Source organism: Malaciobacter halophilus (assembly GCF_002837275.1).
Lineage (GTDB): Bacteria > Campylobacterota > Campylobacteria > Campylobacterales > Arcobacteraceae > Malaciobacter > Malaciobacter halophilus.
The window spans coordinates 113,748-136,759 of sequence record NZ_NXIF01000023.1 but is presented as its reverse complement, the minus strand read 5'-3'; the positions used below and the strand labels follow the sequence as shown (position 1 = coordinate 136,759).

Annotated in this window: 25 protein-coding genes; 12 read left to right on the top strand and 13 right to left on the bottom strand. The window is 26.4% G+C overall.

Features of this window, described 5'->3' with window-relative positions:
- The 3 genes from CP960_RS06270 to CP960_RS06260 all read right to left on the bottom strand — a co-directional run.
- On the bottom strand, positions 1–1,443 hold a 1,443-nt coding region (locus tag CP960_RS06270; protein WP_101184559.1), incomplete at its 3' end, for a 7TMR-DISM family protein.
- A gap of 9 nt (positions 1,444–1,452) precedes the next feature.
- The gene (locus tag CP960_RS06265; protein ID WP_101184558.1) at positions 1,453–3,324 is read right to left on the bottom strand and encodes a sensor histidine kinase; all 1,872 of its coding nucleotides are present in this window, start codon (positions 3,322–3,324) and stop codon (positions 1,453–1,455) included.
- Positions 3,321–4,010 carry a response regulator transcription factor gene (locus CP960_RS06260; RefSeq protein WP_228152026.1) on the bottom strand — a complete coding sequence of 230 codons (690 nt, stop codon included), beginning with the start codon at positions 4,008–4,010 and terminating at the stop codon, positions 3,321–3,323. Before CP960_RS06260 ends, CP960_RS06265 begins: the two co-directional genes overlap by 4 nt.
- A 230-nt stretch (positions 4,011–4,240) precedes the next feature.
- Between CP960_RS06260 and CP960_RS06255 the strand changes: the two genes are divergently transcribed.
- Entirely contained in the window at positions 4,241–4,564 is a 324-nt protein-coding gene (locus tag CP960_RS06255; RefSeq protein WP_101184556.1) for a hypothetical protein, read from the top strand.
- Positions 4,565–4,793: 229 nt separating this feature from the next.
- Positions 4,794–5,141, top strand: coding sequence for a hypothetical protein (locus tag CP960_RS06250; protein WP_101184555.1), 348 nt, complete (start codon positions 4,794–4,796; stop codon positions 5,139–5,141).
- Positions 5,142–5,159: 18 nt separating this feature from the next.
- Here CP960_RS06250 and CP960_RS06245 read toward each other — a convergent pair whose 3' ends face one another.
- Genes CP960_RS06245 through CP960_RS06235 form a run of 3 tightly spaced genes read right to left on the bottom strand, consistent with a single transcriptional unit; the run spans position 5,160 to position 9,395 of the window.
- Positions 5,160–7,370: a bifunctional diguanylate cyclase/phosphodiesterase gene (locus tag CP960_RS06245; RefSeq protein ID WP_101184554.1), complete on the bottom strand. Its 2,211-nt coding sequence runs from the start codon at positions 7,368–7,370 to the stop codon at positions 5,160–5,162.
- Positions 7,371–7,380: 10 nt separating this feature from the next.
- On the bottom strand, positions 7,381–8,028 hold the full coding sequence (locus tag CP960_RS06240) for a transglutaminase-like cysteine peptidase (RefSeq protein ID WP_101184553.1): 648 nt from the start codon (positions 8,026–8,028) through the stop codon (positions 7,381–7,383).
- A gap of 53 nt (positions 8,029–8,081) precedes the next feature.
- Positions 8,082–9,395 (bottom strand): MFS transporter, encoded by a 1,314-nt coding sequence (locus CP960_RS06235; RefSeq protein ID WP_101184552.1) that lies wholly within the window; start codon positions 9,393–9,395, stop codon positions 8,082–8,084.
- Positions 9,396–9,557: 162 nt separating this feature from the next.
- Between CP960_RS06235 and CP960_RS06230 the strand changes: the two genes are divergently transcribed.
- A complete protein-coding gene (locus CP960_RS06230; protein WP_101184551.1) occupies positions 9,558–10,148 on the top strand; it encodes a non-canonical purine NTP pyrophosphatase in 591 nt (196 codons plus the stop codon).
- Here the strand turns inward: CP960_RS06230 and CP960_RS06225 are convergent.
- Genes CP960_RS06225 through CP960_RS06210 form a run of 4 tightly spaced genes read right to left on the bottom strand, consistent with a single transcriptional unit; the run spans position 10,138 to position 11,842 of the window.
- The gene (locus CP960_RS06225; RefSeq protein WP_101184550.1) at positions 10,138–10,464 is read right to left on the bottom strand and encodes a hypothetical protein; all 327 of its coding nucleotides are present in this window, start codon (positions 10,462–10,464) and stop codon (positions 10,138–10,140) included. The genes CP960_RS06230 and CP960_RS06225 overlap by 11 nt on opposite strands.
- Positions 10,461–10,838, bottom strand: a complete 378-nt coding sequence (locus CP960_RS06220) for a hypothetical protein (RefSeq protein ID WP_133121141.1) — start codon at positions 10,836–10,838, stop codon at positions 10,461–10,463. Before CP960_RS06220 ends, CP960_RS06225 begins: the two co-directional genes overlap by 4 nt.
- Positions 10,798–11,097 (bottom strand): type II secretion system protein, encoded by a 300-nt coding sequence (locus CP960_RS06215; RefSeq protein ID WP_162919057.1) that lies wholly within the window; start codon positions 11,095–11,097, stop codon positions 10,798–10,800. Before CP960_RS06215 ends, CP960_RS06220 begins: the two co-directional genes overlap by 41 nt.
- Positions 11,078–11,842, bottom strand: a complete 765-nt coding sequence (locus CP960_RS06210) for a pyrroline-5-carboxylate reductase (RefSeq protein ID WP_101184547.1) — start codon at positions 11,840–11,842, stop codon at positions 11,078–11,080. The genes CP960_RS06215 and CP960_RS06210 overlap by 20 nt, the downstream gene beginning before the upstream one ends.
- 112 nt (positions 11,843–11,954) lie before the next feature.
- Here CP960_RS06210 and CP960_RS06205 point away from each other — a divergent pair, with 112 nt between their 5' ends.
- The 9 genes from CP960_RS06205 to CP960_RS06165 all read left to right on the top strand — a co-directional run bounded on the left by CP960_RS06205 (position 11,955) and on the right by CP960_RS06165 (position 20,238).
- Positions 11,955–12,614, top strand: coding sequence for an outer membrane protein assembly factor BamD (locus tag CP960_RS06205; protein ID WP_101184546.1), 660 nt, complete (start codon positions 11,955–11,957; stop codon positions 12,612–12,614).
- A 33-nt stretch (positions 12,615–12,647) separates the two neighbouring features.
- Positions 12,648–15,065: an endopeptidase La gene (lon, locus tag CP960_RS06200; RefSeq protein ID WP_101184545.1), complete on the top strand. Its 2,418-nt coding sequence runs from the start codon at positions 12,648–12,650 to the stop codon at positions 15,063–15,065.
- Between the two features lie 4 nt (positions 15,066–15,069).
- On the top strand, positions 15,070–15,621 hold the full coding sequence (locus CP960_RS06195) for a hypothetical protein (RefSeq protein ID WP_101184544.1): 552 nt from the start codon (positions 15,070–15,072) through the stop codon (positions 15,619–15,621).
- Positions 15,611–16,150 (top strand): rhomboid family intramembrane serine protease, encoded by a 540-nt coding sequence (locus tag CP960_RS06190; RefSeq protein WP_101184543.1) that lies wholly within the window; start codon positions 15,611–15,613, stop codon positions 16,148–16,150. The genes CP960_RS06195 and CP960_RS06190 overlap by 11 nt, the downstream gene beginning before the upstream one ends.
- 192 nt (positions 16,151–16,342) lie before the next feature.
- Complete coding sequence (locus tag CP960_RS06185; RefSeq protein WP_228152025.1) at positions 16,343–17,656, top strand: DNA polymerase Y family protein; 1,314 nt, start codon at positions 16,343–16,345, stop codon at positions 17,654–17,656.
- Positions 17,657–17,705: 49 nt separating this feature from the next.
- Positions 17,706–18,020, top strand: coding sequence for a hypothetical protein (locus CP960_RS06180; protein ID WP_101184542.1), 315 nt, complete (start codon positions 17,706–17,708; stop codon positions 18,018–18,020).
- Between the two features lie 11 nt (positions 18,021–18,031).
- On the top strand, positions 18,032–18,427 hold the full coding sequence (locus tag CP960_RS06175) for a hypothetical protein (RefSeq protein WP_101184541.1): 396 nt from the start codon (positions 18,032–18,034) through the stop codon (positions 18,425–18,427).
- A 114-nt stretch (positions 18,428–18,541) separates the two neighbouring features.
- A complete protein-coding gene (locus CP960_RS06170; protein ID WP_101184540.1) occupies positions 18,542–18,934 on the top strand; it encodes a PAS domain-containing protein in 393 nt (130 codons plus the stop codon).
- Positions 18,935–18,936: 2 nt separating this feature from the next.
- Entirely contained in the window at positions 18,937–20,238 is a 1,302-nt protein-coding gene (locus CP960_RS06165; RefSeq protein WP_101184539.1) for a methyl-accepting chemotaxis protein, read from the top strand.
- Positions 20,239–20,253: 15 nt separating this feature from the next.
- Here CP960_RS06165 and CP960_RS06160 read toward each other — a convergent pair whose 3' ends face one another.
- From CP960_RS06160 to CP960_RS06150, 3 genes are read right to left on the bottom strand one after another with little or no spacing between them, the layout of a single operon-like run.
- Positions 20,254–22,431, bottom strand: a complete 2,178-nt coding sequence (locus CP960_RS06160; RefSeq protein ID WP_101184538.1) for a heavy metal translocating P-type ATPase — start codon at positions 22,429–22,431, stop codon at positions 20,254–20,256.
- Between the two features lies 1 nt (position 22,432).
- Entirely contained in the window at positions 22,433–22,786 is a 354-nt protein-coding gene (locus tag CP960_RS06155; RefSeq protein WP_101184537.1) for an ArsR/SmtB family transcription factor, read from the bottom strand.
- Between the two features lies 1 nt (position 22,787).
- Positions 22,788–22,994 (bottom strand): heavy-metal-associated domain-containing protein, encoded by a 207-nt coding sequence (locus tag CP960_RS06150; protein ID WP_099311133.1) that lies wholly within the window; start codon positions 22,992–22,994, stop codon positions 22,788–22,790.
- Between the last annotated feature and the right edge of the window lie 18 nt (positions 22,995–23,012).

Here is a 23,012-nt window from a genome sequence, read left to right as displayed (position 1 = left end):
TTGCTTACTAGTAGGATTTGAATAGAAATTATAAATATCATTTATATTCATATTAATAGTATTCAACTCCTCTTCAATTCTAAATAGAGTTTGTTCTATGTCCTCTTTTAATCTCTCTTTTGTTAAAAGTGATGAAAATTTTAAAAGTAGAAGTTGAGAGTTTACTCTAGATATTGGTTCTTTCAACTGTTTTACTACTTTAGTAATAGTTTGTCCTAAATTGTAAAATCTAGCTTGTGAAATTAGAAGTTGTTCCTTTTCTAATGCTTCTTGCTTTATTGCTTTTATTTTTATTTGTAAAGCTAAAGATAAAAATATAACATCAAGTATAATTCCAAAAGGAACGATTATCCAAATATTTTTCATAGGTTCAAAGTATCCAATAGTTACAAAAACTCCATAAAAGATTAAGCATAAATATGAAACTTGTCCAAGTAGATAAAAAATAGAACCATCAAGTCTATTTTTTACAGCCCAAATTGATACAAGAATTAAACTAGGAATAGTTGCAAAAATTATTATATCTGTATATTTTGTAAGATATTTAAGTTCTTGATTAAAATAAGAGTATGAATATAAAATAACTGTACAAATATTTAATATATATAAAACAAAAAGAAGTTTATATATAAAACTATTTTTTTTAGGTTTAAAAAATGAGATAGCAAAAAGTAGAATAAAAGATTGTGCTAAAAAACCAATAGGCCAGTTTAGATTATGTAAAAACTCTATTGACTCTTCTTCTGCTAAATATTGATAAAATACTCCAGAGACACAAAGTTGGTATATAGCAATACTTAAAGCCATAAAAGAGTAGATTAAAAAGGCTTTTTGTTTTATTGCAAAATAGCTTATTAGATTATATAAAATAAGAATAGAAATAATTCCTATGAAAAAACCCCAAACCGTTGATTCTAATAGTTGTTGATGGGTGAAACTTTTTTGATTTTCAATACTCCATGCTGTTGAGATACTACTATATCCAGAATGCATAATATAAAATTCATAAATGGCTTGTTTTTTTAAATTTAAAACAAATGCACTTTTTCTTATTTCTATTTTTCTAAGAGTTTTATCTCTTCTATCCCCAAGTTTTATCTTTCTAAAGGCTTTGTTGTTTTCAAAGATATAAACATCAATAATATCTAAAGCAGGTTTGTCATTTGTGAAAAATAGCTCAATATTGTGATTTTGATTGTTTTTAATTTTAAAATTTATCCATATTTTTTGATTTTTTTTTGCTTTAAAATTACTTTTTTTGATTTTTTTAAACTCTTTAATTTGTACTATTTCATCAATTGATAATATTCCAAAATTATCAATATAGGTTTTTTGTATTTTATTAGAATTGATTTTTTTTATATTTTTAGCTTCAATAATACTATTTTCACTTGAATATAGTGTTGCAAATAAAGAGAATATAATAATAACTATTTTAAACAAATCTTACTCTTATTTTGGAAATAGGATTTTAAATATAGCTCCTTGCTTCCCATTTGATGCATTAATAGTTCCTTTTAATTTAGTTTGTACTAATCTTTTTGTTAAAGCAAGTCCTATTCCACTTCCTTTATTTTTTTTAGAACTAAAATCTATATTAAAAAGTTTATCAAAATCATTTGTTTTTATGCCTCCTGCATTATCTTCAATAACTACTAATATTTGTTTATCTATATTTTTAATTGTCAAAAATATTTTTCTATTTTTTTCTTTATAGTTTGCAAGTTGATAGATTGAGTTTTCTAGTATTGACATAATTGAGTTTGCAAAACAGTTTTTATGACCATAATATGGTATGTCTTCAAACTCTTTAACAATTTCAATATGATTTTGAGTAATTTTATCTTTTAAAAGTCGAATAACTACTTCAATCTCATCAGCAATATTAAAATTATCTTTTTGTAAAGGACTAGAGTAGTAGTTATATATATCATTCATAGTTTCATTTAAAAACTTTACTCCTTCATCCATTTTTGGAAGAGTTTCAATTACGCTTTTTTCTAAATTTTGTCTATCTAAATGATAAGTTGCTTTAAGTAGTGCGATTTGTGAACCAAGTTGTGCTATTGGAGTTTTCCATTGATGTGTTAAATCAGCAATATTTTGTCCTATTGATGAAAACCTTGATTGAGAGATTAAAAGTTGCTCGTTTTGTAATCTCTCTTGTTCTACTTTTTTTATTTTCATATATAAAGCAAGAGATAAAAAGATTATATCAAGAATAATTCCTAAAGGAATAATTGCCCAAGAGTTTTTAATGGGTTCTATGTATCCAATAGTAACAAAAAGCCCAAAGAAAACTAAAGTTAAATATGATACTTGTCCTAAAAGATAAAAACTTGAACCTGCAAGCTTATTTTTAACTGCCCAAATTGATACAATAACTAAAGTAGGAATAGTCATAAATGTAACTAAATCTGTATATTTTGTATAATATCTATAATCTGGATTTTCATATCCTAATGAGTATAAACCAACACAAGCAATATTTATAAAAAATAGAGTAACTAAATACCAAAATATAAAACTATTCTTTTTGGGTTTAAAAAAAGCAAGAGGAAAAAGGACAATAAAAGCTTGGGCTAAATAGCCAAATGTCCAACTTGAATTTGTTAAAATATTTAAATCAATACCTAAGTTTAGATGATAAAAAAAACCATTTACCAAAAGTTGATATATAGCAAAAAAGCATGACATAAAAGAGTAAATTAAGAAAGATATTTCTTTCATTGTGAAAAAAACAATAAGATTGTATAAAACTAAAGTTACAACTATACCTATAAATATTCCCCAAGCAATTGACTCTAAAGTTTGTGACTTTACAAAACTTTTTATATCTAATATATTCCATGATGTATTAATGCTACTTGTACTATCATATTTTGTATAGATTTCATATAAAGCTTTTGGTTCAAGTTTTAGACTAAAAGTACTTTTTCTTACTTGTAAAGCTCTATTATTAATATCTCTTAAATCTCCTAGTTCAATCTTTCTTAAAGGTTTTTTGTTTTTGAAAATATATACATCAATTTTATCAATACCTGGTTTTATATTTTCAAAAAAAAGTTTTTTTTGTATTACATCAATATTCTTTATTGCAAACTTTGCCCAAATTGTTCTATTTTTATGGGCTTTGAAGTTTGTTCCTTCTATTTTTTTAAAATTGTCTATTTTTACTATATCACCAATAGTAAGCCTAGAAGTATTATCAAAATATATTTTTTGATAAGATTTAGTATCAATATTTTTAGTATCAATTTTTACAAAAATTGTGCTACTAAAACTGTAACTAATGTAAAATAATATTAAAAGTAATATTCTCATACTTTTATAACCTTTAGGCAATATCCCATATTTTTATAGTTTGTTATTATCTCTTTTCCTACTTTTTTTCTTAATCTATATATAATATTTTTTAAAGAGCCTTCTGTAAATCCTGTTGTTTTACTATTTGCTAGAGAGATTAATTTATTTTTATCAATTACTTGATTTTTTTTGTTTAAAAGAGCCTCAAAAATATCAATTTCTAAAGCAGTTAATTCAATAATCTCAAACTCTTTTGATAATTTTTTTGTACCCATATTATAAGCTAGTTCTTTAGTTATTTGTATATTTAGTAAATCTTTATTCTCTAATTGTTCCTTGCATTTATTTAAAGAGTCCATTAGTTTTTCATACTCTAAGGGTTTTTCTAAGTAGTTTGTCAATTTTAGGGGAATACATTTTAAAAGTTTCTCTTTTTCAGTATGATTACTAAGTATTACAATTGGTATATGTTCACTAAGTTGTCTAATTTGTTGTGTTAATTCATAACCATTTAAATAAGGCATCTCATAATCAGTTAAAACTATATGTATATAGTTAGTTTTGAATATATCCAATGCTTCTTTCCCATTATTTGCAATATATACCTCTGCAAATAGTAAATCTAAAATTTTTTTTATATTACTTTGAATTTCTAAATCATCTTCTACATAAAGAATAGTTAGATTTTTAAAGTTATTATGCAATAAAACTTCCCCTTGAATAATAAGTTCTTTCATTATATCTAAGTTTAAATTAAATTATTTTATCAAACTAATATTAAGAAAGTATAGGAAAATAAATAAAAAATGTTTTCACTCTTAAACACCAATAAATCGAACTTCTTAAGCTGAAAAATGTCTAAAATATAGACAAAAAATGTATTTAAATTGTTATTAATTTATTCTATAATTTATAATAAATAAAAGGAGTAATTATGAATACTGCACTAATTTTAAAGATGAATGAATTTGAGTTAATAAAACTTGCAAAAAATAGTAATGATGAAACTATTTTAAACTTCTTAGCAAAAAGTATATATACAACTGTTAGAAGATGTGTAGCAAAAAATCTATATACATCAAAAAGAGTTATAAATGCTTTATCAAGAGATAGTGCACAAAATGTTTCTTATTGTGCAAATGAAAATCCAAATTGTACTACAAAAAGAGAAATTAAAGCTACAAATCCTTGTACTTTATGTGAAGTAAATGAAGAAGATTATAGTAAAATTTGCTCTTCATGTAGAAAAAAAGTCTAAAAAAGTTACTTCTTGCTACATCTTGTAAAAAATCTATAAATACTTAGTTTAGCTGTAAACTAAGTATTAAAATAAAAATAATTATCAATTTACTCTTTATTAGTAGCTTTTTAAAAAAATAATTATTACTTTGCACTTTAAACTGAAAAAAAACTTAAAATATATGAAATTTTGTCTATGAATATATACTTAAATATTTTATACTGCTAGTAGGAATAAAGGAGAGCTTATGGGTGCAAATGAAATTACAATTAATAGTTTAAGTGAATTACAGTTAATTCAACTTGCAAAAAAAAGTAGTGATATTGAGCTTTTACATAGACTTAGTCAAAGTTCATATCCAACAGTTAGAAGATGTGTAGCTAGAAGTCAAAGAGCTTCAAAAAAGACTATTGATACTCTTGCGTGTGATTCTGCATTAAATGTTTCATTTATTGCAAATAGTAATCCTAATTGCACCATAAAAAAAAGTAAAAATAGTGAACATCCATGTGTTATATGTTGTGTGGATGAAGAAGAGTATATCTCAAGATGTGGCTCTTGCGAAAATTTGAAGTTTTTTAAAGCTACTATATGAAGCGTTTGCTTCATATAGTTATCTACTTGCAGCATATACATTTAACTCTTTGATTTTTTCAAAATCTTTTTCATCTTTAACATTTTCTGCAAATAGTTTGATATTTAATAAATGAGTTAATTCAACCATTGCTTCTATAAAGCTTTGTTTAGAAGAGTCATCTTTTACATTATTTGTATACTCTCTTGCAAGTCTAATATAATCTAAATCTAAATTTTTTATATCATCAAGTGGTATAAATTTAGATTCAAATCTTTTTATAATAACTTTTGCATTAAGTTCATGAATTATTGTTACAAAATTTTTGAATTTTTCTATATCTTTTGTAACTGCATAAGCAGTCAATGAAAATACTAATTGTGAAGCAATATCTTTATGTTTATTCAAAGTCTCTCTTAACCAAAGAATAAAGTTTAAATCATCTATTGAATCTAAAGATAAATTAATAGAGATACTATGTTTTATATTTTCTAATCTTATATCACTAATAACTTTTGAAATAACTGCTTTATCAAAGTCAACTATTTTTTCATACTGTTCAGCAATTGATACAAATGTTCCAATAGGAATATCTTTGTTATCTAAATCATATGCTTTTGTGAAGGCTTCTTGCATTACAAGTTCATTATTTTGACTATTTAAAACTTTAGCATCTCCTATATAGCTTATCTCAAACCTTTGATTTTTAATAATATCAAATACTAAAGTTCTCCATGCTTTCATATCCCTTACTAAGTCATCACTATCTCTAATAAAAGCCTCATTTGGTCCAATTAGTTTTGCTTTTTCATAGGCTTCATTTGCCGCATGAAGCATTTGGTCTGTTGTTCCAATAGGATTAAATGGAGTTGCTCCAATATGTGCTATTTCATCTTTTCCTATCTCTTTTGCAAGATTTTCAAACTCTCTTTTTATTGTAGCTGTTAACTCTTGTGCTTGTTCATAATTTATTCCATCTGTTATTAATGCAAATTCAGAACCATAAAATCTATATGCACTAATATTTATCCCTTTACAAGCTTTACACTCTTTTAAAATTGAGGCAAACTTTTTGATAAACTTATTTACCTCTTCATTTGTATGTTGATTTGCAAATTCACCTAGTTTATCAATCTTTATAGTAAAAATATAACCATTTGATTTAGAGATAAACATCTTTTTCATATCTGTTTCAAATGTCTGTTTTAAATTAAGCCCTGTTAATTCATCTTTTGAAAGTTTTTGTGTTAAATTTTCCAAATTTTTATTTAATTTACTAATAACTGATTCTATTTTTCTTGACATTTCATTCATAGAAATAGCAACATTTTTTATCTCTGTTGTCCAAGGTAGTTTATCAATAGTTTTAAAATTTCCTATTGCAATGCTTTGAGCAAGTTTTTCGATGGTTTTAAGGGGTTTTAAAAGATATTGAACAAAGATAAATAGAAGAATCATAGAGATAATAAATGCTAAAGCAGAGTATATTAAAGAGCCTTTTGCTTGTTCATAAAGTTTTGCATAAGCATCTCCTGCATTTGCACTTACATAAATTGTTGCAGTTGTTTTCCAACCATTACTAATATCACTTTTCATCTCTTTTAAATCTATTGAGATTGCATTTATAAACCATTGAGGAACATAATCAAACTTTTCATCTCTTGTTACTTTTGCAATAGTTTTATCCATGTAAATAATTGCAAAACTATTTATAGTTTTATCTTCCTTAGTAGCCTTAAAAGATATTTTAATATTTTTCTTTTGTAGATTTTTGTTTGGAATAAATTTGTATGTTGAACTCTGTTTTGGTTCAAAATTAAACTCTTGATTATTTTCAAGGGCTTCTAGCTCTTGCATTAACTCTAAATCATCACTATTTGATTCTATTGTTCCAAAACTTTTATCTACTGATACATCGCTAATTTGCCAGTTATTATCAAGAGTTTTATTATTTGCATGTTTAATTAACTGTGATTTATTTATTGTAAATAGAGTATCTTCAAGTCTTATTTCTTTATAAAAACCTCTATTTGCAATTGCATTAATTATTGATTGAATCTCTGCATCATTTTTATTTTTCATAAGACCTTTTAGACTCATTCCAAGTGAAGTTGCAGTATCTTGTGCTTTTGTACTTGCTTCTACCTCAAGGTACTCTTTTGCATTTTGAACACTAATTATAAAATTTCCAGTAAAAATTACTAAAAATATAAATGCAATTATAATATACAACTGTTTTGATAATGACATACTTTTTCCTTTAAAATCTACTCATTAAATCTTTCCAAGATTTTAGATTGTTATTCCCAACTCTTTGAGAAGTTTTTCCTTTATTTTTTGCTCTCCATAATCCACTTGCATTAAAACTATAAACAGGTTTTAAATCTTCTCTTTTTGTTGCTAGTTTTAATCTTTTATTGATATTATCAAGTACAATAGGAGTTGCATTTGGTTTATGGTAATAAGTTAATACCATATGAGCTTGTTCGTATCTAGAACTTTTTCTAAGTAACTTTACATAAACAATTCTTAATTTTCTATCTTCTATGCCAAGTTGTCTTAAAGTGAAATATTTTGCAATGGCATAATCTTCACAATCCCCTGCACCCGTTCCTAAAAACTCAAATGGACTTGCCCAATAGTCTGTTTTTTTCCAATGAATTGAGTCTAATTTATATGGCATTTTGTTAAAAAAATCATTAACCATCTTAAGTTTATAAAGAAGTTTCTTATCTTTTGCACTCTCAATTAAATCATCCCATAAAAGAAGTCTTTTAGAAGCTTTTTCTCCATATTTTTTAGTAAATTCATCAAATTTTTTTTGTGAAAAGTTTTTAGGAATAGTTGCCGTAGAAAAAGAGGTAAGATATGAAAAGATTATTACAATTGCAACAATAGCTTTTTTCATCCTCTTACCTCTATTAGAAATTATAACTATGATAAGTTATAGTATAGAAGAAATTATTTTAATAAACTCTTAACGCCTTGCTCATCAATAAGATTAGAGTCATATTTAACTACAATAATTTTTTCACTTTCATTAATATACCATTCATCTATATTTTTATTATCATGAAGTTTATTTGCATTTTCTCTATTAAACTCATCTAAATTTAAATAAGACATTTTTTTCTTTGCAGGATTTGGCATTGTTGCAATTAAAACTATCCAAACAATACAAATAATAGCAATTACTATAACAAGTGTACTTAAAGATACATCTTCAAAAAAGATACCCCCTAAAAGACCACCAATAAATGTACCTAAGTATCCAAATGAATTAAATACACCAAGAACTAAACCTCTTTGATGAACTTTTGCAAATTTTGATGCAAGTGATTGCATGATAGGCTCATGCATATTAAATCCAGAGAAAAAAATCACAACTCCTAATATAAAAGCAAGAGAAGTTGTAGATGTTCCAATTATTAAATAAGATACTCCAAAAAATGCAATTCCAATCATTAGTACTTCTTTATATTTACCTTTTTTTTCTGCTAATATTGCAGCTGGTGCCATAGATAAAACACCAACTATCATAGCTGGAAGATAAACTTTCCAAAGTTCACTAAAATCCCATTGAAAGTTTTTGATTAAAACCATTGGAATAATCATAAATGCAAATGTCATTAAACCTTTTTGTAAAAAATTAGTAAGCTGCATTTTTAAAATATTTGCATTTGCTAAAGTATCTATTAAATTTGCTTTTGCGTTATATGTATGTGTAATATGAGGTGGATTTGGAACTGCTTTAAAAAGAATAATAATTGATGCTAAAGCTAAAACCATTGTTATATAAAAAAGTGTTTGTACTCCAGCAATTGCACCTATTGTAGGTCCTGCAAGCATAGAAATAGCAAAACTCATAGCAATAAAACTTCCCATTACTGCCATTGCTTTTGGTCTTTGTTCTTCTTTTACAATATCACTAATCATTGCAGTAACTACTGCACCTATTGCTCCTGCTCCTTGTAGGAATCTACCAAACATTAGAGTATAAATGTCTTCAGAAATAGCACAGAAGTATGAACCAATTGCAAAAAGTAAAAGTCCTGTTACAATAGTTCCTTTTCTTCCTAGTTTATCACTCATAACTCCAAATGGTACTTGAAATAACATTTGAGTTAAAGCATAACCTCCAACTACGATACCTACAATCTCTGTTGTTGCCCCTTTTAAGTTCATTGCATAAGCTGATAATACTGGTAATACTAAAAATAGTCCTAAAAATCTTAAAGCTATAATTGAACTTAGAGGAATTATCGATTTAATCATATTATATAATCCTGAATTTTTTTAAATAGGCAAAGATTATATATTAATAAAGTTAATAAGATGTTAAAAGTTTTGTTTGTAAAAAGTGTTTAAGTTTTTTCATAAAGCAGAGATTTTTTAATGTTTTTATATAATAAAAATTAAGAAAAATAAAGGAATTTTATGAAAATTGTTTTAGCTAGTGGAAATAAAGGAAAAATTGAAGAGTTTAAAACACTTCTTCCTTCATGTGAAATAGTTACATATAAAGAGTTATTAGGAGATATTGAGATTATTGAAGATAAAGATAGTTTCAAAGGCAATGCTATAAAAAAAGCTCAATCAATATATGATTTGTTAAAAGATGAAAATGCTATTGTAATCTCAGATGATAGTGGAATAACAGTTCCTTGTATAAATAATGAACCAGGAATATACTCTGCACGATATGCAGGAGAAAATGCAACTGATAAAGATAATAATGCAAAATTAATATCAAAACTAAATGATAAAAAGCTAGAAAAAGCAAAAGCATATTATACAGCATGTATAGCAATTGTATATAAAAGTGAAGTTTATACAGTTCATGGTTGGATGCATGGAACTGTAATAAATAAACAAATAGGAGAGGGTGGTTTTGGATATGACCCAATGTTTATTCCAAATGGTTATGATAAAACTTTAGGACAGCTTCCTTATGAAGTAAAAAAATCTTTTTCTCATAGAACAAAGGCTTTGAATCTTGCTTTAAAGGTTTTAGAAGTTATTTTGTAAGGGTTCTTTGAACTCTTACATCAAAATCTTTTGAAGAAACTTCTAAAAATACTTCATATTTATTAGTTACTTTTTTTATATTTGCATTAATATAAAAGTTTTTGTTTTTAATACTTATATTCTCAATATTTTCCAAACTTGGTAATATCTCAATATACTCTTGTAGAAAGTTTAGATGGTTTGAAGCTTGCATATAAACATATTTGTTTGTAAGATTTATACTATTTATAGATTTTGTTTCAAATATTTTGATACTAACAAAAGACAAAATAGTCACAACTAATAAAGTAAAAAGTAAAGTAAAAGCTTTTTTCATAATCTAATTACCCATTGTATATTTTGTGTATTGTTATATATGAAACTTACTATTTTAAAATTTTTAAAGTTTTTAATTTTAAAATTTTTTACATTTTGTAAAAATAAAGAGTTATTAATATAAAGGTTTCTATTTTTTATATATAAGCTATCAATTAAAATAGGTCTTTTTTGTAAAATAATTTTAGAGCTTAATAAATCAAGTCTATTAATAGAGATAATTTGAGAATTTTTTGATGATAAATAGATATTTGTAACTACTTTATAACTACTTATTAAAATAACTGAAGCAATAACTATAACAAGTAAAAGTTCTAAACTTATAAAAGCTTTTTTATTTTGGTATTTCATATTTATAAATATTGATTTCATCATCTTCATAAACTACTTTTTTTACACTTATAGTTTTTAAAGTGCCATCTTTTAATATATCTATATTTTCATTTGAGATATAAAAATCTGAATACTGTTTTAAAGTAAAAGAGTTTTCAACCCTTTCTAATTTTTCAAAACTTTTTTTTAAGCTACCATGAAAACTTAGCTTATAAACTAAGCTTATAATGATAGCTAAAATAGTAAGGCTTATTAAAGACTCAAATAGTGTAAAGGCTTTTTTATTTTTTGCTAAGTTCAACTGCTTTTGCATGAGAAGCTTCTATTGCTTTTATCATAGAGTCTCTAACTTTACCTTCTTCAAGCATTGCAATTCCTGCTGCTGTTGTTCCTCCAGGACTCATTACTGAATCTTTTATTATTGCTGGATGAGTTTTTGCTAAAAGTGCTGAAGTTCCTGCAAAAAGTCCATGTACAAGCTGTGTAGTTATATGTCTTTCTAATCCTGCTTTTACTGCACCATCTGCTAATGCTTCTGCTACAACTGCTAAAAGTGCTGGGCCACTTCCTGCAACTGCTGTTGCAATATCAAGTTGTGCTTCTGTATTTACCCAAACAGTTTTACCAATAGCATCAAAAATTTCAAGTGCAGAGATTTTAGCTTCCTTATCTCCTGTGATAGTTGTCATAGACATAGATAATGATGCTGCAACATTTGGCATTGTTCTAATATAACTTTTTGCTTCTATTTGTTTTTTTAAAGTCTCTAATTTTGTTCCTGCTAAAATTGAGTATAAAGTGTTTGCTTTACCTGTAAGTCTTGCTGCAACACTTTGTAAGGCATAAGGTTTAACACAAAAAATAACATTTTTATCTGTAATGTCTTCATGGTCATCTATAACCTTGATTGAAATTTCTGGAATCTTTTCTTGCATATTTTTTAGCTTTGTAATATCTCTACCTATTACTTCTACATCGTAGTTTCTTACTAAGCCTTTGGCTAATGATTGAGCCATTATTCCATTACCTATTAAAGTCAGTTTCATAATTTACCTTTTCATTTGATTTTATATAGTATATCAAATAATTAATAATATTTTTTATTTCATATAAGCAAGTATTAGATAAAATACTACTTTTATGAAAAGGATTATTAAAATGATTAGAAACTTGAAGTTAAAAAATGTGTTATTAATTTGTTCTGCAGGCTTTATTTTGGCCTCTTGTTCTTCAAAAAGTGATGGAATTCAAGAGTATGATAGACCAGCACTTTATTGGTATAACAAAATGACAAAACAGATAGCAGATTATGATTTAGAGGCTGCAGATGATACTTATACATCTTTAGAGAGTGAGCACAGAAACTCACCACTTCTACCAACTTCTTTAATTATTCTAGCAAATGCACATATGGAAGAGGAACAGTATGCTTTAGCTAATTTTTATTTAGATGAATATATCAAAAGATTTACTGTTAGTAAAGATATTGATTATGTTAGATACCTTAAAATTAAAGCAAATTTTATGGGATTTGCTTATCAATTAAGAGACCAACAGTTATTAGATGATACTATTGAAGACATTAAAGTTTTTAAGCAAAAATATCCTAATTCAAAATATATGCCATTAATTGATACTATAAATGCAAGAGTTCATATGGCAAAGGCTAATTTAGATAAAGAGATTGCAGATTTATATAAAAGACTTGATAAGCCAAAAGCTGCAAAAATATATGAGGAAAAAGCTGAAAAAACTTGGACTAAACCAGAAAATATAAAAGAGGTTGATGTACCTTTTTATAGAGCAATATTTGAATAAATACTATAAAGTATTATACTAAGGAGAAGTTTGATGGAATTAGAGAATTATGATTCATTTCCTCAAGAGTTACCATTAATAATTGAAGAAGATATATTTTTATATCCATTTATGATTGCGCCTTTATTTTTAGATGATAAAGAGAATATTGATGCAGTAGAGGATGCTATAAATAATAATAAGCTTGTAATAGTTACTGTTAGTAAACAAGGCCATGAGAATAGTAGAAAAGAGGGACATTTTTATGATGTTGGTGTAATAGGAAACATCATGAGAAAAGTATCTTTACCTGATGGTAAAACTAAAGTACTTTTTCAAGGTTTAGCAAAAGGTAAAATTACACATTATAGTGAAGAAAATAGTACTTTAGCTAAAGTTGATTTATTAGAACCAAAAGAGTACTCACAAGAGTCAGTTGAGTCTATAATTGAAGTATTAAGAGAGCAAGTAAAAAAACTTTCAAGAGTAAACTCTAAATTTCCTGTTGATTTAATTAAAACAATAGAAGAGAATGATGATGCTGTAAGAATTGCTGATTTAATCTCTTCTGTTTTAAGAATTAAAAAAGATGATGCTTATAAACTATTTTCTGAAGTTGATGTTGAAAAAAGACTTTTAGAGATAATTGAAACAATCAAAAAAGAGATAGAGGCTTTAAAAATTCAAAAAGAGATTACGCAAAAAGTAAACTCTAAAATTGAAAAAACTCATAAAGATTATTTTTTGAAAGAGCAAATAAAAGCTATTCAAAAAGAATTAGGTTCTGATAATCAAAAAGACAATGAGATTAAAGCTTATAAAAAGAAACTTAAAAAGCTTAAAAAATTTATGCCAAAAGATGGGTATAAAGAGACAAAAAGACAGATTGAAAAATTAAGTAGAATGCACCAAGACTCACCTGATGCCTCTCTTTTACAAACTTATATTGAACAAGTTTTAGAGATACCATTTGGAGAGTATGCAGATGCTAGGATTTCAGTTTCAAATGTGGAAGAGCAATTAAATAAAGACCACTATTCTTTATGTAAAGCAAAAGAGAGAATCTCTGAATATTTTGCAGTAAAAGAGTTATTAGAAAAAAGAAATATTGAGACTTTAAAATCAAGAGGAACAGTTTTATGTTTTGTTGGACCTCCTGGTGTTGGTAAAACTTCACTTGCTAACTCTATTTCTCAAGCACTTCATAGACCACTTGTAAGAATAGCTTTAGGTGGTATGGAAGATGTAAATGAATTAAGAGGACATAGAAGAACATATGTTGGAGCAATGCCTGGTAGACTTGTAAAAGGTTTAGTTGATGCTAAAAAGATGAATCCAGTTGTTGTTTTAGATGAGATTGATAAAGTTGGTGCAAATCATAGAGGTGACCCAACAGCAGTAATGTTAGAAGTTCTTGATCCTGAACAAAATCATGAATTTAGAGATTTATACTTAAACTTTGCTATTGATTTATCTCAAGTGATTTTTGTTGCAACAGCAAATGATGCAAGAAGAATACCACCTGCTTTAAAAGATAGAATGGAGTTTATTGAAATAAGTTCATATACACCAAATGAGAAATATCATATTGCAAAAGATTATCTTATTCCTCAAGAGTTAGAAAAACATGGACTTAAAAAAAGTGAAATATCTTTAAGTAAACCAACAATTGAGAAGATTATCTCTGAATATACAAGAGAAGCTGGAGTTAGAAACTTAAGAAGAGTGTTCTCAAAGCTATTTAGAAAAGCAGTTAAAAAAATAGTATCTCAAGAAGATACAACAAAAGTTACAATAAATACACAAAATCTAAAAAACTATTTAGATAATCCAATTTTTGAAATAGACCAAGCTGATAAGAAAAATCAAGTAGGTGTTACAAATGGATTAGCTTGGACAGCAGTTGGTGGAGATGTATTAAAAACTGAAGCTGTTAAGTTAAGAGGAAAAGGAGTTCTTTCTGTAACTGGAAATATGGGTGATGTTATGAAAGAGTCTTCAAGAATCTCTTATTCTGTTGTAAAACTTTTAATTGATAATAAGAAATTAAAAGTTGATGAAAAAGATATACCAAAAACAGCAAAAGAGAAAGAAGAAAATACAAATGTTGAAGCTAGTGAAATCTATAAAAGATATGATATTCACTTACATATTCCAGAAGGAGCTACTCCAAAAGATGGTCCAAGTGCTGGTATTACGATGGCTACAACAATTGCATCAATTTTAACAAATAGACCTGTTAAATCTGATATTGCAATGACAGGTGAACTTACTTTAAGTGGAAAAGTTCTTCCTATTGGTGGTTTAAAAGAGAAATTAATAGCTGCTCATAAAGCAAAAATGAAAAAAGTATTAATTCCTAGAAAAAACTACCAAAGAGATTTAGATGATATTCCATCAGAAGTAAAAAAATCTATGGAGATTAAGGCTGTTGATACAATAGAAGATGTATTAAAAGAAACTTTAGTATAAGAAGATGAGAAGAGGGGCAAACGATAGTTTAATCGTTAATAACATATTTACTTTTGGGACAATAGTAATTATCTCAGTAGTAATAACCCTCTACTCAACATATTTAGCACCAAAACAACAAAAACAAGAAGATAAAGTTGTTTATCTTGGATGTTTTGATAAAAACTCTACATTAAGAATAAAAAAGAAAAAAATTCTAAAAAACTCTTTAAAAGCTTTAGAAAAAGGTTATTATAAATTAAGTGGGGGTTATATTCAACCTTTAGAAGCAAAATCATATATAAAAGATTATATTAGTTTAGAAGAACAAGATAGTTACTTTATTGATGCTATACAAATGGCTCCTTTAAAAAATCCTAATAAATACTTAACTATAAAATATGAATTAATAGAAAATGATAGAGATAAAAAAGAGTTTGGAGCAATAAATATCTCTATTAGAATAAATGGAAAAGAGATATTTGGTGTATTTACCAATTTATTATATTTTGATAAAATAGAGTTGAGAAAAATTACAGATTGCACAATAAGGACTTTTAAAGCAAATGCGAAATAATAACTTAACACTTACAAATATAGTAATTGCAGTTACTGTATTAATGTATATTATACAAATTAATATAAATTATGGGGGCTTAGTTTTAGGTCTAAATATGTACATGATTTATGAAGGTTTTTGGTGGCAACCACTGTCAACAATGTTTGCTCATGGTGGAATAGGCCATTTAGGTATGAATATGTTTGTTCTTTATCAATTTGGAAATGCAGTAGAGAGATATAAAGGAAAAACTACATTTTTTGTAGCTTATTTTGTATTTGGTTTACTTACATCATTTATTAGTTTTTTATATATATTCTTTTTAGATAATCATGTAAATCTTGTAGGTGCTTCAGGAGCAATATGTGCACTTTTAGGTTATATTGCTCTTGTTGACCCATATCAAAGAAAAGGTATTGTTACATGGATTTTATTAATATCAGTAGCACCACTACTAATTGGACTTCCAATTGCTTGGTATTCACATTTAATAGGTTTAGCAATAGGTTATATAGGCGGACTTTTATTAAGAAGAGTTAAACTTTAATTCATAAAAAAAGTTACAACACTCATAATAACTAATACAATAGCTAAAGCAATAAATATATCTTTTAAAGTTACTGTTGGGTTTAAAATCCCACAGTAAGGGCATTGTCTTTTTTTTGCTTCTACTTCTCTTTTGCAGTTTCTACATTTTTGTATGATTTATCCTTTATAATTTTTCAAATAATATCACAAAATGAAATATTTTTGGCTTATATCTATTTTCTTTGATAAAATTAACTTTATGTTTTTACACTTAGATTTAGACTGCTTTTTTGTATCTGCACATAGAACGCTAGATAAAACTTTAGAAGATATTCCCGTTGCTGTTGGGGGAAGAAGTAACTTAAGTATATTTGATACTAAAAACTGTAAAAGAACAATTAGTAATAATTCTGGTGCTTTTGTAGGTTCAATATTTACAAATGAAGAGAAAAAAAGTTTTAAAGAGTATTATAAAGATGAAAATGGAAGAATAAGAGGAATAATAACAACAGCTTCATATGAAGCAAGAGCTTTTGGAGTAAAAACAGCCATGAGTGTAAATGAAGCTTTAAAGTTATGTCCTCACTTACATATGATTCCCCCAAACTATCCTTTGTATCATGACTTGTCTCAAAAATTAAGTGCTTTACTAAAAAAAGAGATACCTTTAATTGAACAATTTAGTATTGATGAGTTTTTTGGTGATGTTACAGGATATATTAATGAAGATGAAGTTTTTGATTTTGCAAACTATTTAAAACAAAAAATAAAAATAGAGTTAGATTTACCTATATCAATAGGAATAGCTCATTCTAAATATCTATCAAAACTAATAACAGAGTATGCAAAACCTGATGGAATAAAACATATAAAAAAAGAGCATATACCAAATTTTATAAAAGATATACCAATTGAAGAGTTTCCTGGTATTGGTAAAGGTTATACAAAAAAATTAAGAGGTTATGGAGTTAGAACCTTAGGAGATATAAAAGATAAAAAAGAGCTATTTTATTCTTGGAAAAAACCTGGAATTCAGTTATATAATAGAGTTTGTGGTATCAATGATAGAAAACTTAGTACAACAAGGGATAAAAAATCAATTGGAATAGGAAGAAGCTTTGATGTTGTATATGAAAGAGTTGAATTAATTAGAAGAGTTATGATTCTTTGTAGATATCTTTGTTTTTTAGTAAAAAAAGAGAATGTAAATCCATTGACATACTCTATTTTTATAAAATATGAGTATGGAATAAAATCAAAAGATTATGTAAATGTAAACACTATTTTTAATGAAAATGACTTTAAATTAAGAGTAAAAGAACTATTTATTAAAAGTGATATACATCCTAAACATGGAGTTATTCAATTAAACTTAACAGTATCAAATTTTGCTGATAAGAAAAAGTTTACTTATAATCTTTTTGAGTATGAAAGTGATTTAAAGAAAAAAGAGCTTACGAATAAAGTTCAAACATTAAGAGATAAGTTTGGTATTGATATTATAAAAACAGCTTCAGAGCTATAAAAGTTCTTTTGTTTTTAATATGATATAATCAAAATAAAAAAGAGATATTATGAAATTAAAACAAAGATTAAAACAAAATTCATCAAAACTATATAATATTGCATCTGAAAATATATCAAAAGCTTTTGATTATCCTTCATTAAAAAGTAAAGAGTTAAAGCAAGCAATACAAAAAAAGATAAGAGAAAAAGCAATATTAAGTACAAAAGCAAGATTAGCAGAAAGAAATAAAAGCTTTGATGATTATACAGATGAGGAGTTGGAAATAATAATTTCTGATGAAGAAAGAAAAATCAAAGATGATTTAAAAACAAAGTCTTTAGTTGCTGCTCTTGCAATCCTTGGTTTAGATTTTTTAATCTAAAGGAATAAAAAATGTTTAAACAAGTTAAATCTGCAATCTTTTGGTATTATTTATATAAATTTAGAAAAAGAGTTATGATTATTTCTGCTCTTTTGATAATAGCAATTTTTTCAAATTCAATTTATACAGATGTAGTTCAATACTTAACTTTAAAAGATAAATTAGATTATTTAGAAATAGCCTTGATAATTAAATGGGCAATAATAGTGTCAAATATACTTATATCTATCTATTTGGTACTAACACTATTTAAGAAAAATAGTGCCAATAAAGAAGAAGTAAAAATAAAAAAAGAAAAGCCTAAAAGTAATATTAAAAAAAATAATATAAAGTTTACTAAAAGAGAAGAAGAGTTTTTAAATAAAAAAGAGTTAAAAACAAAAGCAGAGTCTTTGCTTGATAGATAGTGAATTTAACCTTATAAAAATATATTTTTACAAAATTACTATATAAACTTACAGCTTCTTATAATAAAAAAACTATATAATTCCAAATAAATTAGAAAATTGGGAAGAATTACATTGAATAGTGAGAAACAATTACCTAAAAATATAATGATAGTATCTGAAACTGATGCTAAGGGAAATATTACTTATGCTAATAATGATTTTTGTAAAATAGCTGGTTTTACAAAAGAGGAACTTATAGGACAACCCCACAATATCTTACGGCATAGCGATATGCCAAAAGCTGCATTTAAGCAGTTATGGGAAAGTGTACAAAATGGTAAAACTTGGAATGGAATAGTTAAAAATAGATGTAAAGATAATGACTACTATTGGGTTAATGCCACTGTTTATCCTGTGCAAAAAGCAGAAGGTAAAAGATATATTTCAGTAAGAGTAAAAACTACACAAGACGAAGTACAAAATGCAATAAAACTTTATAAACAACTAAAACAAGAAGAGAAATAGCCATGTTTAGTACAAAAAAAGACCTAAATAAAATAAGTTCATTCTTAGATGAGTTTGAAAAATATATCACAAATGATACAAATAGTTTAATAGATGTAGAGAAAATAGACAATAATAAGCTTAAAAATATAGAAGAAAAACTTCTTAAAATATCAGATACTGTAAGAGAAAAAAGATTAGAAGATTTGAAAGTTTATGGAGAAATAATATTATCATGTGAAAAAATATCAGATGGTTATACAAGTGATACTATTGTTTCTAAATCAAGTGATGCAAAAATATCATATCTTTGTGAAACAATAAATGCAATGAATCATAAAATAGATACAAGTATTTCAGAAGTTATTTTAAGATTATCTGAGTATGAAAATAAAAACTATTTAAATGAAGTAGATACTTCATTATTTAGAGGTGGAAAACTAAAAGAGTTGCTTTTAGGGATAAACTCTTTAAGACAAAAAGTAACTGAAAGTTTACAAAAAAGTGTAAGAGAGTCTTTGGTTTTAGAACATGAATCTGCAAATTTAAAAAATGAAGCTGAAATCTTAGCTGATTCTTCCATGAAACAAGCTACAACTATTGAAGAAGCTTCAGCTTCAATAGATGAAATAAGTTCAAATATAAGTGAGAATAGAAAATTAACAAATAAAATGGCTTCAATAGGAAATGATGTTAAACATAATGCAATCAAAGGAAAAGAGTATTCAAATAAAACTTTGAACTCAATGGAAGCTATAAAAGAAGCAACAAATAAAGCACATGATGCAATTGGTGCAATTTCAGATATTGCTTTTCAAACAAATATTTTAAGTTTAAATGCAGCAGTAGAAGCAGCAACAGCAGGAGAAGCAGGTAAAGGATTTGCCGTAGTTGCTCAAGAGGTTAGAAATCTTGCAAATAGAAGTGCACAAACAGCAAAAGATATTCAAGAACTAATGGATATACTTCAAGAAAAAACTTTAGAAGGAACAGATGCTTCAAAAGCGATGAGTGAAGAGTATGAAGTTTTAAGTACTAATATTCAAAATACTATTGAACTAATTAATCAAGTAGATACAGCAACAAAAGAACAAGAACAAAATATAATCCAAATAAATAATGCCGTTTCACAAATAGATACTTTTACACAACAAAATGCTGATATTGCTAATAATGTAAAAATGATTGCAGAACAAAGTAACAATATTGCTTCAAAAGCTGCAAATAGTGCAAAACTTGCCCAGTTTGAAGGTAAAGAAAATATTAAAATTAGAAAAAATAAAAACGTTTCAAGCTATCAAGGAGAAGAAAGAAGAAGATATTAATCTTCCTCTTTTTTATTAAAACTTTTTGACTTTTAATCTAAGTGAATTTAATACAACAGCAACAGAACTAAAACTCATAGCAATTCCTGCATACATAGGACTTAACATAAGTCCAAATGTTGGGTATAAAACCCCAGCTGCAAGTGGAATACCTAAAGTATTATAAGCAAATGCCCAAAAAAGGTTTTGTTTTATAATTTTTATACTCTCAACTGACAGTTTTATACTTTTTTCAACAGATAAAAGTTCATTATTTACTAAGATAATATCTCCAGCATCTTTACTAATATCAGAACCAGAGTTTAAAGTAACTCCAATATCTGCTTGTTTGATTGAAGGAGCGTCATTTATACCATCTCCTACAAACATAACTTTTGCTTTTTCTTGAAGTTTTAAAATCACATCATATTTTTGCGTAGGAATAACTTCACTATATACCTCTTTTATATCTAGTTTTGAAGCTATTTTTGAAGCAGTGATTTTGTTGTCACCTGTAAGTAAAATAGGAGTAATACCTCTTTTTTTAATACTTGAAATAAGCTCTTTTGCATCATCTTTTAATCTATCAACTAAAGAGAATGAACCAATAGTTTCATTTTCAATTGAGGCTAATATTGCACCATTTGATTTATTAAGTTGCTCTTCATAAAACTTTTTATGCTTATCCTGTATAGATACATCATGTTCATTTAGAAGTTTTTCATTTCCTAATAAGACAAGTTTTCCTTCAACTTTTGCTTTGATACCTTTACCAGCAATAATCTCAACATCTTGAATCTCTATATTTTCAAATGCTTTTTTATTTTCAATATAAGAAACAATAGCTTTTGAAATAGGGTGTTCACTTAACTTCTCAACAGAAGCTATTGTATTGAAATATTTTTCATCAATATCAGTAGTTTCTACACTTATTTCACCCTTTGTTAAAGTTCCTGTTTTATCAAAAACTGCATATTTTATATCTTTTATTATCTCTAAAACTTCAGGGTTTTTTATAAGAAGTCCTTCTTTTGCACCTCTACTTACTGAGCTTACAATAGCAATTGGTGTAGCAAGTCCTAAAGCACAAGGGCAAGAGATAATTAAAACACTAATTGAAGCTAATATAGCTGTTTGCATATCTCCTAAAAGTGACCATACAATAAAAGTAAGAATAGAAATAGCAATAACACTTGGAACAAAAATATTTGCAACTTTATCTGCAAATCTACTTATTGGAATTTGTTTGCTTTGTGCACTTTTTAGAAGTTGAATAATCTTAGATAGTGTAGTATCTTTTGATTTTGTTAGAACTTCTATTTTTATTACACCATTTGTATTTAGTGTTCCTGATAGTACTTCTTCTCCTAACTCTTTAAATACAGGCATAGATTCACCTGTAATCATAGATGTATCGATATCTGCTTTACCCTCTATGATTTTTCCATCAATTGGAATTTTTTCACCTGATTTGATTAGAACTTTATTTCCTATTTCTAAACTATTTGCTAAAACAGTTTTGATACTTCCATCTTCTTGTATAAGGTTTGCTTCTTGTGGAGCTAGGTTCATTAGTTTTTTTAAAAAGTCACTTGCTTTTTGTTTTGAACGCTCTTCAAGATATCTTCCAAGAAGAATAAAACTAATAATAACAGCAGCCCCATCAAAATATATAAATCTTAAGTTTTCTGGGAAAAGCCATGGTAAAAAAAGTACAAAAACCGAATAAAAATAAGCAGCACTTGTACCTAATGCTACTAATACATTCATATCAAAGTTTTTGTTACTAAGGGCTTTGTATGCAAGTTTATAAAATCTTCCACCACAATAAAACTGAACAATAGTAGCAAATATAAATATAATTTTTTTGTTTAATTCATCTTCAAAAATATTTGAGAACATAAGTGCAAAAATAACAACAGTTAATGATATAGAAGTAGTAAATAGTTGTTTTAATTTATGAAAGCTTTTTATTTGCTCTTGTTCTAATTTTTCAAAGTCATCTTCAACTTTATAGCCAAGTTTTTCAATATTTGCAACGAGTTTATCTTTTGAATATAGTTTTGAATCAATAGTAAACTCACCTTCACTTGAAGCAAAACTTACTTTTGTATCAATAACTCCATCTTGCCTTTTTAAAAAATTTTCAATTCCATTTGAACAATTTACACAAGTCATACCTGAAATATTTAAATTTATTTTCTCTTTTGACATATCAGTCCTTTTCTTCTAAGATTAGCTTAAGAAGGTCTTTAATGTATTTATCTTTAATATAATAAAACGACATCTTTTTATCTTTTTCAAAATCGACTATGCCATACTTTTTTAAAATTCTTAGTTGGTGTGATACATGAGATTGGGGTATTTTTAAAAGATTTGCCATCTCTCCTACGCATATTTCATAATCTAAAAGTGCATATAACATTTTTGCACGAGTAGGGTCACTTAGTGCTTTAAAGACATTTGATATTTCAACTAAAGTATTTTGAGATGGTAAGACTTCTCTGATTTTAGGAATATGACTTATACCTTCACAGCATGACCTAGTCAGATTTTTTGGTTTACTCATGCTACTCTTCTATAATCTCAAATCCAAGAGTTTTCATCTCTTCTTTAAAAGTTGCCTCTTTTGTATCATCAGCAATCTCAACAGTAACCTCTTTTGGTTCAACATCTAAGTTAACCTCTATAGTTCCAAAACTATCTTCTAGTGATGATTTTATAAGGTTTGAACAACCTGAACAAGCTATATTTTGTGCTTTAAATGTTTTTTTCATATATAAATCCTTTCATAT